The sequence below is a fragment of the Acinetobacter portensis genome (assembly GCF_009372215.1).
In the GTDB taxonomy this organism is placed as follows: domain Bacteria; phylum Pseudomonadota; class Gammaproteobacteria; order Pseudomonadales; family Moraxellaceae; genus Acinetobacter; species Acinetobacter portensis.
Genome location: NZ_LWRV01000050.1, coordinates 12,202 through 27,824, shown reverse-complemented (window position 1 = coordinate 27,824; position 15,623 = coordinate 12,202). Strand labels below are relative to the sequence as shown.

Annotated in this window: 14 protein-coding genes and 2 tRNA genes; 8 read left to right on the top strand and 8 right to left on the bottom strand. The window is 35.5% G+C overall.

From position 1 onward, the window contains the following. Positions 1–207: 207 nt before the first annotated feature. Positions 208–897, top strand: coding sequence for an aquaporin Z (aqpZ, locus tag A6M14_RS05515; protein WP_152874005.1), 690 nt, complete (start codon positions 208–210; stop codon positions 895–897). Between the two features lie 85 nt (positions 898–982). On the opposite strand, the gene A6M14_RS05510 is transcribed toward aqpZ, so the two are convergent. Beyond that, on the bottom strand, positions 983–1,228 hold the full coding sequence (locus A6M14_RS05510; RefSeq protein WP_152874004.1) for a hypothetical protein: 246 nt from the start codon (positions 1,226–1,228) through the stop codon (positions 983–985). A gap of 74 nt (positions 1,229–1,302) precedes the next feature. Then, a complete protein-coding gene (locus A6M14_RS05505; protein ID WP_152874003.1) occupies positions 1,303–2,418 on the bottom strand; it encodes a DNA/RNA non-specific endonuclease in 1,116 nt (371 codons plus the stop codon). A gap of 264 nt (positions 2,419–2,682) precedes the next feature. Here A6M14_RS05505 and A6M14_RS14255 point away from each other — a divergent pair, with 264 nt between their 5' ends. Further along, positions 2,683–3,039, top strand: coding sequence for a hypothetical protein (locus A6M14_RS14255; RefSeq protein WP_228720287.1), 357 nt, complete (start codon positions 2,683–2,685; stop codon positions 3,037–3,039). 84 nt (positions 3,040–3,123) lie between these two features. Here the strand turns inward: A6M14_RS14255 and A6M14_RS05495 are convergent, their stop codons facing one another. After that, on the bottom strand, positions 3,124–5,004 hold the full coding sequence (locus A6M14_RS05495) for a potassium transporter Kup (RefSeq protein ID WP_152874002.1): 1,881 nt from the start codon (positions 5,002–5,004) through the stop codon (positions 3,124–3,126). Positions 5,005–5,126: 122 nt separating this feature from the next. Here A6M14_RS05495 and A6M14_RS05490 point away from each other — a divergent pair. The 4 genes from A6M14_RS05490 to A6M14_RS05475 all read left to right on the top strand — a co-directional run bounded on the left by A6M14_RS05490 (position 5,127) and on the right by A6M14_RS05475 (position 8,783). Further along, positions 5,127–5,216 (top strand) — tRNA-Ser (locus A6M14_RS05490). Positions 5,217–5,681: 465 nt separating this feature from the next. Further along, on the top strand, positions 5,682–7,850 hold the full coding sequence (gene yccS, locus A6M14_RS05485; protein WP_152874001.1) for a YccS family putative transporter: 2,169 nt from the start codon (positions 5,682–5,684) through the stop codon (positions 7,848–7,850). 439 nt (positions 7,851–8,289) lie between these two features. Beyond that, complete coding sequence (locus A6M14_RS05480; protein ID WP_152874000.1) at positions 8,290–8,517, top strand: hypothetical protein; 228 nt, start codon at positions 8,290–8,292, stop codon at positions 8,515–8,517. A 190-nt stretch (positions 8,518–8,707) separates the two neighbouring features. Then, positions 8,708–8,783 (top strand) — tRNA-Thr (locus A6M14_RS05475). A 67-nt stretch (positions 8,784–8,850) separates the two neighbouring features. On the opposite strand, the gene A6M14_RS05470 is transcribed toward A6M14_RS05475, so the two are convergent. The 3 genes from A6M14_RS05470 to A6M14_RS05460 form a co-directional block, all read right to left on the bottom strand. Further along, on the bottom strand, positions 8,851–9,678 hold the full coding sequence (locus A6M14_RS05470) for an SAM-dependent methyltransferase (RefSeq protein ID WP_152873999.1): 828 nt from the start codon (positions 9,676–9,678) through the stop codon (positions 8,851–8,853). A 3-nt stretch (positions 9,679–9,681) separates the two neighbouring features. Next, positions 9,682–10,980 (bottom strand): FAD-dependent oxidoreductase, encoded by a 1,299-nt coding sequence (locus A6M14_RS05465; RefSeq protein WP_187349131.1) that lies wholly within the window; start codon positions 10,978–10,980, stop codon positions 9,682–9,684. A gap of 430 nt (positions 10,981–11,410) precedes the next feature. Beyond that, positions 11,411–12,286 carry a pirin family protein gene (locus A6M14_RS05460; protein ID WP_152873997.1) on the bottom strand — a complete coding sequence of 292 codons (876 nt, stop codon included), beginning with the start codon at positions 12,284–12,286 and terminating at the stop codon, positions 11,411–11,413. Positions 12,287–12,579: 293 nt separating this feature from the next. On the opposite strand from A6M14_RS05460, the gene ycaC reads away from it, so the two are divergent. Both ycaC and A6M14_RS05450 read left to right on the top strand, forming a co-directional pair. Further along, complete coding sequence (gene ycaC / locus A6M14_RS05455) at positions 12,580–13,206, top strand: isochorismate family cysteine hydrolase YcaC (RefSeq protein ID WP_152873996.1); 627 nt, start codon at positions 12,580–12,582, stop codon at positions 13,204–13,206. 138 nt (positions 13,207–13,344) lie between these two features. Continuing rightward, positions 13,345–14,268, top strand: coding sequence for a LysR substrate-binding domain-containing protein (locus tag A6M14_RS05450; RefSeq protein WP_152873995.1), 924 nt, complete (start codon positions 13,345–13,347; stop codon positions 14,266–14,268). Between the two features lie 62 nt (positions 14,269–14,330). Here the strand turns inward: A6M14_RS05450 and ahpC are convergent, their stop codons facing one another. Both ahpC and A6M14_RS05440 read right to left on the bottom strand, forming a co-directional pair. Then, the gene (gene ahpC / locus A6M14_RS05445) at positions 14,331–14,894 is read right to left on the bottom strand and encodes an alkyl hydroperoxide reductase subunit C (protein WP_152873994.1); all 564 of its coding nucleotides are present in this window, start codon (positions 14,892–14,894) and stop codon (positions 14,331–14,333) included. 122 nt (positions 14,895–15,016) lie between these two features. After that, positions 15,017–15,391, bottom strand: coding sequence for a winged helix-turn-helix transcriptional regulator (locus A6M14_RS05440; RefSeq protein ID WP_152873993.1), 375 nt, complete (start codon positions 15,389–15,391; stop codon positions 15,017–15,019). Between the last annotated feature and the right edge of the window lie 232 nt (positions 15,392–15,623).

Here is a 15,623-nt window from a genome sequence, read left to right as displayed (position 1 = left end):
TATTTAGTATTTAGCTATAGTTATTTATTGAATAGTCAACTTTCATACTCCTTTAAACACTCTCAAAATACAGCAATATCATCTTGTTAAAATAGATGAAATTTGAAAATGATTAAAATTAGCGCTAAAGTGCGCTTGCAACAATAAATACATATAATTGTTTTAACCTCTAAATAAAGCAGTAAAAATAAATTGCTGGAGAAATAAATGAATAAATATTTAGCAGAGCTACTTGGTACCTTTTGGCTTGTATTTGGTGGATGTGGTAGTGCTGTACTAGCTGCCGCATTCCCTGAACTTGGTATTGGTTTCGTAGGTGTATCACTTGCATTCGGTTTAACCGTTTTAACAGGTGCTTATGCTTTAGGTCATATTTCAGGTGGTCACTTCAACCCTGCGGTAAGTATTGGTTTATGGGCAGGTGGGCGTTTTGACGCAAAAGAACTTGCTCCTTATATTATTTCACAAGTGATTGGTGCAACCTTAGCAGCACTAGTTCTTTATATTATTGTTCAAGGTCAAGCAGGTTTTGTAGGCACTGGCGGATTTGCCTCTAATGGCTATGGTGAGTTATCACCAGGTAAATACTCATTGGTTTCTGCTTTAATTATTGAAGTGGTATTAACAGCATTCTTCTTAATTGTGATTATGGGTTCTACAGACAAACGTGCTCCTGCAGGTTTTGCCCCAATTGCAATTGGTTTGGCTTTAACACTGATTCATTTAATTAGCATTCCTGTGACAAATACATCTGTAAACCCTGCACGTAGTACAGGTGTTGCATTCTTTGCTGAAACTGCAGCAATGAGGCAATTGTGGGCGTTCTGGGTTGCACCAATTGTCGGTGCTATCATTGGTGCTTTTTTATACAACCTTATTGCTAAAAAAGCAGATTAATTCCTTTAGTCACTTTCATGAAAAAGCCCACATGATGTGGGCTTTTTTATGTTCCATGTGGAACATTCTGAATACTGAAATATTTTTATAAAAATGGATTCTCGATTTCATCTTCGTCTTTATTTTGAATTTTTTCAGGTAAATTTTCTTCACTTTCTAATTGCTGCACAAGTTGATTAACGACTACTTGTAAAGCCTGCGCTGCTTTTAATCCTGCTTGATCTTTAGTGACTTGCAAATTGCCATAAATACTCACTCGATCAACATCATTTTCTATAGTGAGATCATGAATTGAATGCGATTCTGTTCCATTTTCAAAAGCTTTAAACATATTTATCTCACTCTATTTTTTGTTATATAAATAGGATTTTTAATTTTCCTACCCTGCATATTATGCTGTCGATATTATCTTAGCAACTGCAAAATATATTGCAATAAAGCTTCTACAAGTTGCTTCACAATGGCATCTTGAGTACTTGGATCTACGCTTGGTTGATTTGAACTTGATTGATTAGAGCTTTCTGAATTTGAACTTTGTGAACTTGAACCATTCGACTTAAATTGATTTTTCACAGCAACCAATTGATCATTCGACACATCTTCCGCACATTGGCTTTCTGCATCCCAATATGAATATGTAATTGCTTGATTGGCTTTTACCAAATTTGCCTTTAAAGGCAATTTATATGTATTACGTTTTTGCTCTTCGGTTAATTGTGGGAAAATATTCATCCCCAATTGTTCTTCTAAGTAGCAAATACTCACGACTCTTACATTGAGCGAGTTATCATTCGGAGCGTAATAAGCACCAATCGCCCCCGTTTTAGGAATATAAATAGCTTTAAAAACAGCAGTTGGAACAATCACTTTACTGTTCCCAATGGTTTTTAACTTCTTGCCTGTAAATGTTGGACCTGTGACCACATACACATCATGCTTTTGCTTGGTCACAATGGCACGAGTTGCTTCTTCTAATTCACGCCATACTTTTTGATTATTTTTTGGCGCTTGAGGTACCATATTCGCTAAAGAAAAACTATCCGATTGAGATGCTTTTGTTGGCATATCGGCATTCGGAGCCATATGACCACGGTCATATCCTGAAGCTTTATAGTCTGCCAAAGTCGCCCGATATGCTGTTGGAACTTTAAGTTCCTCATGAAAGCTATCTTCCCGTGGAATTTTTTGACTTAAACGTTTTGGTGTAAGCGCTTCAGCAACCCAAAGAGGTGTTTTCGACACACCTGAATACATCACATTAAAGCCATTAAAACACAGTGGATATGTATTTTTACTTAAAGATTCTTTGGCTAAAAATGGCGGAACTTCTTTATAGAATTGTCCTGCACATGCAGAACTTGAAGAGGATGATGATGGCAACGAAATCCATTGGCTAATTTTTTCTTGCCCAAATGCAATTGCAAAGCTTCCTGACGCAACTAAGCCTAAAACAATTTTTAAACCATTTTGCCCAAAAAGTTGAGTAAAAATATTTTTCGAACTGGTTCTTTTCTTCGCCATTAGATCTGCAAGTACTGTACATATACATAATTTTTCAGCAGATTAGCAAGCGCTACAAGACTTGTATATGCTGCACAATCTGTTCGACCAACAAATAGTCAAAATGAAATATACAGAAATACTATGTTGTAACAACATGTCTTTTTTATATGGAGTTCTTAGGTAATCTATTTGAGTTTTCGTGTGTTTAGTAGCACCCGATCTTCAAAATATGGCACTGTAAAATACGAATAAGCAAAATCATTATTTTTTTTGGAGTATTTTATGCGTTCTTCTAAAGTTACAGGTTCTAAAATTTTAGGTTTAGGTCTTATCGCTGGCATCATCAGCGTAGCAGCTTTTGCTGAGCCAGCAATTCAGCCAGGTGAAACTCTAGAAAGTTTATCTCAAGCTAAAATTTCTACAACTGTAAATGGTCAACCAGGTTCTTTACAAGAATTAGCTGCTAGCGGAAAAATCAAAATTCTAGGTGAAGCTAATGCTCAAGCAACTAACGAAGCGCCTGCATCTGAAGTAGCAGCATCTGACGCTGTTGCTGACGAAAATGCTGCATCTGACGTAGTAACAACTGAAGAAGCGCCTGCATCTGAAACTGCTGCACCAGAAGCGCCAGCGCAATAATATTTGCCACGCTTTAAATATAAAAAAACCAGAATAAATTCTGGTTTTTTTATGCTTGAAATTTACTAAATAGAAAATAACTACCTAAATTTCAATTTGACTTCCCAGCTCCACCACTCGGTTCGTTGGAAGTTGATAAAAGTCACTCACAGGACTTGTATTTCTCTGTAAGGAAATAAAGAGCTTTTCACGCCATGGCGCCATACCATCACCCACAGAATGAATAATACGATCACGTGAAATAAAGAAACTCACTTGCATCAAGTCATATTCAAAATCGAGTTCTTCATATGCCTGCTGTAGGGCATGTGTAATATTTGGCTGATCTTTAAAACCGTAATACATGGTAATTCTGTAAAAATGCTCATCAAGCATTTCTGTCATGAGCCGCTCTTCTTGCGAGACATAAGGGACATCTTTTGTGATGATCGTCACCATAATATTGCGTTCATGTAACACTTTATTATGTTTGATATTATGAAGCATCGCATGCGGAACAATATTAGGTGTTCCTGTTAAGAAGATGGCATCACCTGGTACAAACTTGGTTTCAGAGCCAAAATTCACACTTTTAATAAATAAATCGATAGGTAAAGCATCTCGTTCCAAACGCTTTAAAACAAGCGCTCGCCCATCTTTCCATGTCATTAAAATTGTAAATAACACTGCACCAATCATAATTGGCACCCATCCACCAGACACAATTTTAAGCGATGTTGATGCAACGAAAATGAAATCTAATATTAAGAATGGCGTTGCAAACAATATGATTTTCCATAATGGCCAACGCCATAAACCATACGCGAGCACCGTAATTAAAATCGTACCGCAAAGCATGGTCATGGTCACTGCTACACCATAAGCGCTTGCAAGGTTTGCACTATTTTTAAAGAGTAGAATTAAAATGAGGACAGAAATGAAAAGTACCCAATTAATAAATGGGATATAGATTTGTCCTTGTTCAACATCGGATGTATGTCGCACCGTAAGGCGTGGTAAATAGCGCAATTGAATCGCTTGGTTCACCATCGAGAATACGCCTGTAATCACGGCTTGAGATGCAATGACCGCTGCTGCCGTTGCAAGTCCAATCATAGGAAACAACGCCCATTCTGGCACAAGCATATAAAACGGGTTAGCAATGGCTTCAGGATTACGCAGTAATAATGCACCTTGCCCTGCGTAGTTGAGTAATAAACAAGGTGAAACAACAATAAACCACGCTAAACGAATCGGCAATCTACCAAAATGCCCCATGTCGGCATAAAGCGCTTCACCACCTGTCATCGTTAAAATAACAGCACCCATTGTTAAAAATGCAACATAAGGTTGATGAACAATAAAGTTAAATGCCCAATGTGGACTCACCATTGAAAGTACAAATGGTGTTTGGATAATACTCCATACACCTAAAGCACCAATCGCCAAGAACCACAGCAACGTCAGCGGTCCAAAGAACTTACCCATTGTTGCGGTACCATGGCGCTGAACTAAGAATAGCCCTGCCAAAATACCAATAGAAAGTGGCTCTAACCAATGATTAAGCATTGGCGTTGCAATGCTAATACCTTCAATCGCAGATAACACTGAAATTGCAGGCGTGATAATGCCATCGCCAAAAAAGAGTGATGCACCAATAAAGCCAAGTGCAATCAAATAAATTTTCTTTTTTTCCGCAATTCGGTTTGTTCGCAGATTCAATGCGAGTAAAGACATAATACCGCCTTCACCGTTGTTGTCTGCACGCATAATAATAGTGACGTATTTGAAGCTGATGCTGAGCATCATGCACCAAAATATGAGGGAGAGAATACCTAACACCGTAGCATCTGTAATTGCTAAGTGAGCCGTTAAGAAACATTGACGTAGTGCATAAAGCGGGCTTGTACCAATATCACCAAAGACCACACCAAGTGCTGCCAAGGTAATCACAGGCAATGCCGCTTTTTTTGCAGTATTTTGCATATTTTGTCTTCATTTTAGACAGTATTTTGGCGAATCATATCACCACCATAAAAGTTTTTCTTTAAATCAATTGTTTCAGCTTGGCATAATATTTTTTTTTCGTTATTATCCATCGCCTATATGGTGAGGTGTCCGAGTGGCTTAAGGAGCACGCCTGGAAAGTGTGTATACGTTTGCGCGTATCGAGGGTTCGAATCCCTCTCTCACCGCCAAAATTCATCATCATGTACTAACATGATGTCTTATAAAGGCTTAAACCTAAAGAGTTTAAGCCTTTTTTAATGTCTAATAAAATTTACTGTATCCATTTTAAGCTTGATCTCGTTAGAGGGATAACAAATAGTATAATAAACTACCCTCAGAATTCCTCAACCCCATTGAAGGTTACTATACTTACAGATGCCCAAATCTAAAATATTAAACCTTAGAAAAAAGTTAAATATTCTAATGAGGGAGATGTGACTTCACATCATCTTACATTCGATACTTTTACAAAATTAATTAAATCAGCTCTTACAACTTTTTCCCTGCATAATCTTTCGAATTTTAAGCCCAACTGTGCAGACAACTTTACATAGTCCATAGTATTCTTTACCACTCAAATCATTTTTACTTTTCTGAACATTTCACATACTTATTTAGAGTTTTTCTGACCTAAGTATATCGAAGGACAACTTTTGAAATTCTTGCTCTCATACCTGAGACAAACCATTTACAACACGAGCGCAATCTATCATCTGCGTATGTTGATCGCGTTCGCAGGTGCCGCTTTTATTCCATACTTAATGGATGAGCAATTACTCACTATCCCACTAAGCTTAGGTATTGTCGCTGCAGGTTTAAGTGATATTGATGATCGGTTTTCAGTTCGACTTTTAAATCAATTTTATATATGTATCGGTTTTTTTATAACGGCTGTTACAGTTTATATTTTATTCCCTTATCCTATTTTATTTGGCTTTACCCTACTATCATCATGCATTGCACTGATTATTTTAGGTTCTTTAGGTCATCGTTATGCTGCTCTTTCATATGGCTGCTTAATTACCTCTGTTTACGCCATGCTAGGTGTACATTTGTTTGACAACTGGTACATGCAAGCCTTTTTGTTGGTGCTTGGTGCGGCTTGGTACGGTTTTCTATCAACAATTAGTTTCTTATTGTTTCCATCACATAAAGCGCAAGATCATTTAGCCAAATGCTACGATGCCTTACGTGACTTTTTATATACTAAAGCAAACTTATTTGATGTTGATATGAGTGCCAAAAGTTATCAGCAAAGTATGATTGATCTTTCACTTGAAAATGCCAAATTAATTACGATTTTTAATGAGATGAGGACAATTCTATTAACCCGTCTCAAAGGTGACCGTGGGCAAAAAGATACTCGCCATAGCTTGCAATATTATTTTGTCGCACAAGATATTCACGAGCATGCGAATTCCTCACAGATGGATTATCAAGTGCTGACCAAAGTCTTTCAGCACAGCGATATTTTATTCCGCTTTCAACGTATCATGTTCATTCAAGCACAGGAATGTAAGGATTTAAGTGAAAGTATTTTGTCACGTAAAGCCTATGTACATAACAAACGTTTCAGACCCGCTTTTGAAAACCTTAAAATTTCACTGAATAAACTTCGTGATGAAAAACAATATAATCCTGTACTTATCAATTCATTATTTACGCTGTATCAGAATTTAAAATCTATAGATGCGCAGCTACGTAATTTAGAAACAGAACGTTATAGAAAATTTGATCACAACAAAGGTTCTGACCACCAACTTAATGACGATGACTTAAAAGGTTGGGCAGATATTCTTGTACGGATCAAGCAACATGTAACGCCAGAATCGGTACTATTTCGTCATGCCGTACGTTTGTCTATTGTATTATGTATTGGTTATATTTTTGTACAGATGACCGATATCCAATTTGGTTATTGGATTTTACTTACTAGTGTATTTGTCAGCCAACCTAACTTTAATGCGACCAAACGTCGTTTGCGCTTAAGGATTGTCGGTACGCTCATGGGTATTATTTTGGGTTTTATTATTCTGTATTTTATTCCGTCCGTAGAAGGTCAATTAATTCTTCTTGTCCTCAGTGGTGCTCTTTTCTTCGTACTACGTAGTAAGCAATACGCGCAAGCAACTGCCTTCATTACCATTTTAGCAATGCTGAGTTTTAACTTCGATGGTCTCGGTTATACCGCTGCATTACCTCGTATGGTCGACACCATCATTGGTTGTGGTTTAGCTTGGATGGGTATGACCTTCATTTTCCCTGATTGGAAATTCCGTCGCCTGCCACGCACCATTCAGCGCTCATTGCGCGCGCAATGTGATTATTTAAGTGAAGTGATTCAACATTACAAAGTTGGTCGTAATAACGATCTAACCTACCGTATGGTTCGTCGTGCTGCACATAATACGGATGCAGAAGTCGCGTCACTCATTTCAACTTTAGCAACTGAACCCGATTTTGATGCTGAACAGAAGAAAATTGCTTTTGAGTTTTTATGCTTGAACCATACATTACTCAGTTATATCTCAGCACTTGGTGCTCACCGTGATCAAATTTTTGATCAGGAAATTTTTGATCTACTCGATCATGCTTTAATTGCCATTCGCGGTGTTCTACTGGAAGATAAAACTCCTGATCTAAGTACACAATTAAATATGCACAATATTCGACAACGTCTGTCACATTTAGAGGACGATGATCGAAAATCATTGGTTATTTTGCAACAGCTATCCTTAATTTTTAATATTTTAAATCAATTAAAACAATTAAAACAAAGTCTTATAAACAATAAGGATGCTGAAGAATTAACATTAGTATAATTTAGATTATTTAATTAGAAATTAAAAAACGACTAATTAAGTTCTTCCCTTACTGCCAAATTATCAAAGACTTAGATTTTTAATCTAAGTCTTTTTTATTTTAAAAGCTAATCTAAGAAGATAAAACAACCATTTTCTATAAAGAAAAAGACGGATCTTTTACCAAGTTAACCTCTATATATTGTGGTTTTATGAACGTATAAATTCTACATTTTAGTGTTCATTTTTTGACACTTTTTATTACAAATTGCTTTTAGCTACATTGAAGACAATCTTGCAACTCTATGTTAAAAAAGAGTTATCACAGATATTCAGGTATTTTCTGAATTTTTCAAAGAATACCATTTGTGACATTTAAACCTTTATATCAACCATCGAACTTTTAAAAGCGTTATTCCAAGAAACACAACATATAGAAACTGCTATTCGGGGAGCGAACATGAATAACAGCGCAAATTATGTCAAACAAATCAAAAACGCTAAACGCGGAGGATACACCCCCACCATTGCCAAAGACGTGAATAAACATAAAATCCAAAAAGCCATACGCCTAATCGATGAATGGAGAAAACTCGCAATGGAGTTAAAACCTCAACTACAACTAGACACTGCATTTACTTTGGAAGAATGCGCACAAGATTTAGACCAAATATTACGCAGTAAATAATCTGCTGACTTCACTTTAGCCATTTAATATTTAATCCTATAGATAAATCGCTTACTCAAATGAAGTAGGCGATTTATTCATTTAGAAATGCCCTTTTCTCATTAATTTGACTAAAAACTTAAAAATAGAATTAAACGCTCACTTTTTAGCTTGCATTCAAAAAAACTTTCTGTAGAATGCATTCCACAACGCCGGCATAGCTCAGTTGGTAGAGCAACTGACTTGTAATCAGTAGGTCCACAGTTCGAATCCGTGTGCCGGCACCATTTCTTAGCCTCGCTTTATAGTGAGGCTTTGATGTTTTTAAAGTCTGTATTTTTACAATAATTAAAATTATCTTTCAACGCTGACCTGCACATACTTAATTAAGCCATCTTCATATAATGTTCGACAAAGCTTTGCCGTCATTTCAATTTTAAATTGATCTAGCTTTTTAGAATCTGTTTTTAATACCAAACTGTTTTGTATATAAGATGCAAAACCTGCAAATACCTGTTTCGATAAATCTAATATCTGAATCTCTTTGAATTCATTATTTTCTAAAACTTGAGCCATTTCTGCTTTTGACATCAAATCATCTAAATTCACATCCGCAGCTTTTAATAGCCACTTATATTTTTGCTTTTGTAATGAATTTAAATTTTTCCACTCATCAGAAAGCATCAAATAGTGAAATCCGAATTTCCCATTTGAATTTAAAACTGAACATGCAGATCTGACAAATGAATTTAAATTGCAGTGATAAGCCGCATCTATACAAATAACAACATCAAACTTCTGCTGAAATGGAATATTTTTTAAATTCAAAAATGAATCACAATGAATATCTACAAATTTTGAATATTCTGACTTAATGTTTTCAACACACTCTTGTTGTAATTCTACAGCAGATATTTTTTGAATTTGATAAGCATCTTGCCAATGAATAAGACTTGCCCCCTGCCCACACGCAAGGTCTAAAAGGTTGTGTTTCGATGTAAATTCTAAAGATTGTGCAAGCTGATCTGCTAATGCCTGACAAGCTTCAGGATAGGAAGATGTTGTATCTTCCCAATATCCCAAATTACTCCAAGCAAGTTCACGATCATCTCCTAGCATTTGTGCATTAATTGCATATTTATGTTTTGGGATAGATTTACGAATTGCTTGAAGCCATTTCATTTCTTAATAACCGAGTTGTGGTGCAACCTCAACTTTAGGTTTTAATCCGACAAACGGCAATGGTGCGCCAAAATTTTCTGCAATTTTCATTGCTGATGTCACTGCTGATTCTAAAATTGGCAGACCATCACAAGACCAAGAACCACAGAAATACACTTTGCGATCTGCTGCTTTATTGCGTTCTTGAAGCTCTTTATTTAAAGCAATGGTATCTGAATCTACAACTGCTCGAGTCAATTTTACAGAAGAGATAATTTTCTTCGGATCGATATCTACAACTGGACGCCATGTTTGGAAAATAGGTGATTTACCAACTAAAGATGGCTCAATTGAATTTAACCAAACCGTAAATTGCTGACGGGTAAATTTACGATCCATCATATAACTTAATACCGCCCAATCTTTACGTTTAGGTGGCATAGCCGTTTGATCGGTATGAATAACCAAGTCACCATCTTCAAATCTAAATTTTTTCAATAATGCGATGTCATCTGCAAATTGTTCTGCATCTAGAAATGATTCAATTTTGGTCGTTGGCGTTGCAACAACAACCTTATCGAATTGGTAGCTTTCACCTGCTTCATTTTGAACAAGTACTTTGTCATTTTGTTCTTTTACACAGCGAATTGGCGAACCACTTTTAATGTCTACACCTTGAATAAGTTTATCTACAAGCGCAGGTGTACCGCCTTGCAAGCGAAGTAAGGCATCACCATCTGTCAATTGACGTAAAAAGACCAGTAATGGTTTTGCTGGCCATTCACCAATGGTCTTTGGATCACATGTACAAATGGTATAAAGCACAGGCATAACCGCACCATGTAAAAATACTTCTTCGATATGATTATTATTGATGAATTCTGCAAGTGTGATGTCTTGATCTTTCGATTTAAAAAACTTAGCAATTGCAGTTTTAAGCTGTAACATGCCCTTCACTAAACGCCAGCCATATTGTTGTAAACCTTTACGGTTATTGATAATTGGAAAATTACCAATACGACTACGCGAAGTGGTCAACCATGTTTCAGTTTTATCTTCAAACAACCAACTACATGCCATATAAGTACGAACTGGATATGTCTTAATACCAAGGTGAGCAGCTAAACTTAAAGTATTCTTCCATAAATGCGGATTCATTACACGCAATGGCGCGTCAATTAAACCACCTTCAAATTCCATGCTATGACTGTCCATGCCACGACCAGCTAAGGCTTCGAATATTGTTATATTATGCCCTGCATCTTTAAGAATTCTTGCTGTAGCGAGTCCCGCCATGCCACTACCAATGACTGCAATATCCAAAATATAATCCATCTTTAATTGTCTAACTCATCAAGATTATGAACTAACGGTTTAAAAAAGCAGTTAGTAAAAACTACCAGATTGTTAATTTATTGTGCTGACCCTCCCCCAACACCAAAAAGTTTACACAAAATTACAATGTAACTATGTGTACACAAACATAGGAATTTATTAAAGATTTATCAAATATTTAAAAAACCGGATATAAATCATTCAATAAAATTGAATTTTTTTCTGAAAAGTAGTTTACAAAGAATTACGAATTGACTACCATTACACCAACAATAATGATAAATACATCACAATAATAAAATATAATAACAATAAAATCACAATAAAAAGAAGAATGGAAATACAGCGTAAATAAAAAAGCCCTTGATAAACTCAAGGGCTTTTTTATTGTAGATTAAACATCATAAATAATAAAAAATTAATGACTTACATCAATCTCTCCAAATTTACCGCTATTAAAATCATCAAAAGCTTTAATGATTTCTTCTTTGGTATTCATCACAAATGGTCCATAGCCTTGAATAGGTTCATTTAAAGGCTTACCTGTTAAGACCAAGAATTTCGCATTTACGGTTGCTTCAAGCTGAATATCTGTTTCACTGTCTTTATTAAAGATAACAATGGAACTATCCAATACTTTTTGCGTTTCATTTAAAAGCATTTCGCCTTCAAGCACGACAAATAAAACTGTATGACCTACAGGCACGTGAATAATTTCTTTATGACCAATGACTAGCTCACCATCCCAAACATTAATTGGGCTAAAAGTTGATGCAGGACCATGTTTTCTTGCAAATTCACCTGCAATTACACGTAAATGACCCGACTTATCTTTAAACTCAATGATAGGAATATCTTTAGCTTCAATAGCTTGATAGCGAGGTGCTGTCATTTTGTCTTTTGCAGGTAAATTCACCCACAATTGTGCCATTTGAAATAATCCACCTTTTTGCGCAAATTCAGGAGAATGAAACTCTTCATGAACAAGACCTGAACCTGCTGTCATCCATTGAACATCGCCTGTTTTAATGGTTCCACCACCACCTGCTGAATCTTTATGAGTCACTTCACCTTGATAAGCAATAGTCACTGTTTCAAACCCACGATGCGGATGTGAACCGACACCATGCTGTTCATTCGTTGGTTTAAATGGATAAGGTGAAGCATAGTCCAAAAGCAAAAATGGGCTAATGGCTTGACCTAAACGATCATAAGAAAAAAGACCTTTCATTGGGAAACCATCACCCACCCAATGCATGTTTTCATTGCGATATACGCCTATAATTTTTTTCATCTCAAGCTCCTACGCTCGGATTTAACATGGCTCTATTTTAAGATTTAATCCTATATAGACCAATAGGTCACTCAGAAAACAGCATCCTAAAAGTAGAACAATTTTTTAATTTAAACTCGATTACCTCGATTTATTTAAATCCATTTTAAGTTTTTATCTTATTTTTAAGATTATCAATCCTGAAATATGGGCTGTATCAGCAAAAACTATCCTATTAATATGAAGATTCAATAGAAATTGATTTACTTTATAAATCTATTTCTTCACCAATAGGCACTTATGAGGATACGATTATGGGTAAGCCATACGTTCGTTTAGATAAAGACAATGCAGCCGTATTATTAGTAGATCATCAAACAGGTTTACTTTCCTTAGTTCGTGATATCGACCCTGATAAATTCAAAAATAATGTATTAGCACTTGCTGCTGCCGCAAAATATTTTAATCTTCCAACCATTTTAACCACAAGCTTTGAAGATGGTCCAAATGGCCCGTTAGTTCCTGAATTAAAAGAAATGTTCCCCGATGCACCTTATATTGCCCGTCCTGGACAAATTAATGCTTGGGATAATGAAGACTTTGTTAAAGCGATTAAAGCAACAGGTAAAAAACAACTGATTATTGCAGGTGTTGTAACTGAAGTTTGCGTAGCATTTCCTGCTTTATCTGCGCTTGAAGAAGATTTTGATGTCTTTGTGATTACCGATGCATCGGGTACTTTCAACCATTTAACACGTGATTCTGCATGGGATCGCATGTCAAATGCTGGTGCTCAATTGATGACTTGGTTTGGTGCATCATGTGAATTACACCGTGATTGGCGTAATGATGTTGAAGGTTTAGGTGCATTATTTAGTCAACATATTCCTGACTACCGCAACCTCATCAATAGTTACGTTCAAAACACGACTAAAAAATAAATTTTTATTTCACGTTAAATTTTGAGCATAAAATAAAAGCGATCAATGGATCGCTTTTACTATTTTCAGATTGGTATTTGAAAAATATCCTATATGATCACCAATAGAATTTAATATTTTTGCTTTCTCGGAGCGTATATGCATTCATTTGATGACTACTATTACTTTTACCTTGTTGTGAAACATGGTGGGTTTAGTGCAGCCAGTGAAGCAAGTAATATTACAAAATCTAAATTAAGCAGACGAATATTAGACTTAGAAAATAAATTCGATGTCACGCTTATTCAAAGATCAACAAGACACTTTAAAGTCACACCATTAGGTCAAGAATTCTTTGAAGAATGTAGCAAAATTATATCTCAAGCAGATTGTGCTCAAAATATTCTATTGAAACAAACACTAGAACCAAGTGGTTTAGTTAAACTGAGTTGTCCATCCGTCATGATGGAACATCAGATTCGACCCTTGCTTAATCAGTTTTTAAAGCAATATCCGCAAGTTAAAATTGAAATGGAACTCACTAGTCGCAGAGTCGATATTTTGCATGATGATATTGATTTAGCGATTCGTACAAATTTCGAAAATAATGAAGATTCCAGCATTATTGTGCGTGATGTTATTCGTACCACACATTGCTTAGTTGCAAGTCCAGAATTACTTCAAGGGCGTATTATTGAACACGTAACGGAAATTTGTGATTTTCCAAGTATTGTTTTAGGTACGCAAAAAACAAATTATCGTTGGAGTTTACACAACTTAAAACATCATGAAAAAATTGATATTCATCTAGATCCACGAGTGAAAAGTAACGATTTATCGGGCGCTTATTTTGCTGCATTAGATGGGCTAGGTATTGCAGATTTACCATTATTAACCGTAGAAAAAGATCTTCAAGAAGGTCGCTTAATCCATATTTTACCTGAATGGTGTTCTAACATTGGCACTATACAAATTGTCTACTCTTCTCGTAAAGGTCAGAGGCTTGTTATGGAGAAGTTAATTGATCATCTGATTGATGGGGTTCGAAGTTATGCAACATCGACAAAAGGCTATATTGCATAAGTTTTAAAATGACAAAGAAAAGCCAGAACAATTGCTCTGGCTTTTCTTTTAAATCGGATAACTTAGATTTTACCAACCAAGTCGATTGAAGGTGCTAAAGTTGCATCGCCTTCTTTCCATTTAGCAGGACAAACTTCACCTGGGTGAGCATATACATATTGAGCTGCTTTTAATTTACGAAGCAATTCAGATGCATCACGACCAATACCACCTGCATTAATTTCTACAATTTGAATTGTTCCGTTTGGATCAATTACAAAAGTACCACGGTCAGCTAAACCATCTTCTTCAATTAAAACTTCAAAGTTTTTAGCAAGTGTCCAAGTTGGGTCACCTACCATTGGATATTCAATTTTTTTAATTTCTTCAGAAGAATCGTGCCAAGCTTTATGCGTGAAATGTGTGTCTGTAGAAACTGAATAAACTTCTACGCCCATTTTTTGGAATTCAGCATAATGATCAGCTAAATCGCCTAATTCTGTTGGACAAACAAAAGTGAAATCTGCAGGATAGAAAAATACAACAGACCATTTACCCATCATGTCTTTATCTGACACTTCAATGAATTCACCATTTTTGTAAGCAGTTGCTGTAAATGGTTTTACTTGGGTGTTAATTAAACTCATGAGATATTCCTCTAACTTCAATTTATATAAGTGCTTATCTTGTGAAGCTAGAATACGAAAATATTTAAAATTGGTAAAACAGTACTTTTTTATAATTTTAATCGATTTATTAGATTGTTGGTTTATTCTTTCTCTTTAATATCTAATGACAAACTAAATGCACGATGCTGCTTACCCCATTCCACCATCGTCACAATCACATCATGTAAGTTTCGACCAGATTCAGTTAAATCATATTTGGTCACGGTTAATCCATTTTCGAGCATTTCAATTTTTCTCACCACACCATTAATTTCAAGCTCTTTTAATTCTTTAGAAACCATACGTGGTGTAATACCTTTAATCAGTTTTTCAATATCGCTAAATCGTCGTTGATCTGCTAACAATGTACAAACAATAGCAAGCTTCCATTTGCCATTAATGACATTCAATGCATCTTTAAGCGCGACAACAAAACTAGCACTACAGCTCTCTTGATTAATGGTATTTTTCTTCATTTTCATTCAGTTTTGGGGAGTGGTTTAACTATAACAATGTATAGCATTTTTTAACTATAATAATGTATAGTAAAATATTAATAATATTTAAAAAAACCTTTAAATACGTTAAGATAGATCAACAAAATTAAATAAAACTTTACTAATAAATCAATTTATAAAGACATTCAAAACAACCTGAAATTTCACTTACATGACTGTCCATTGACTTTGTTTACTAAAGATAAGAAAT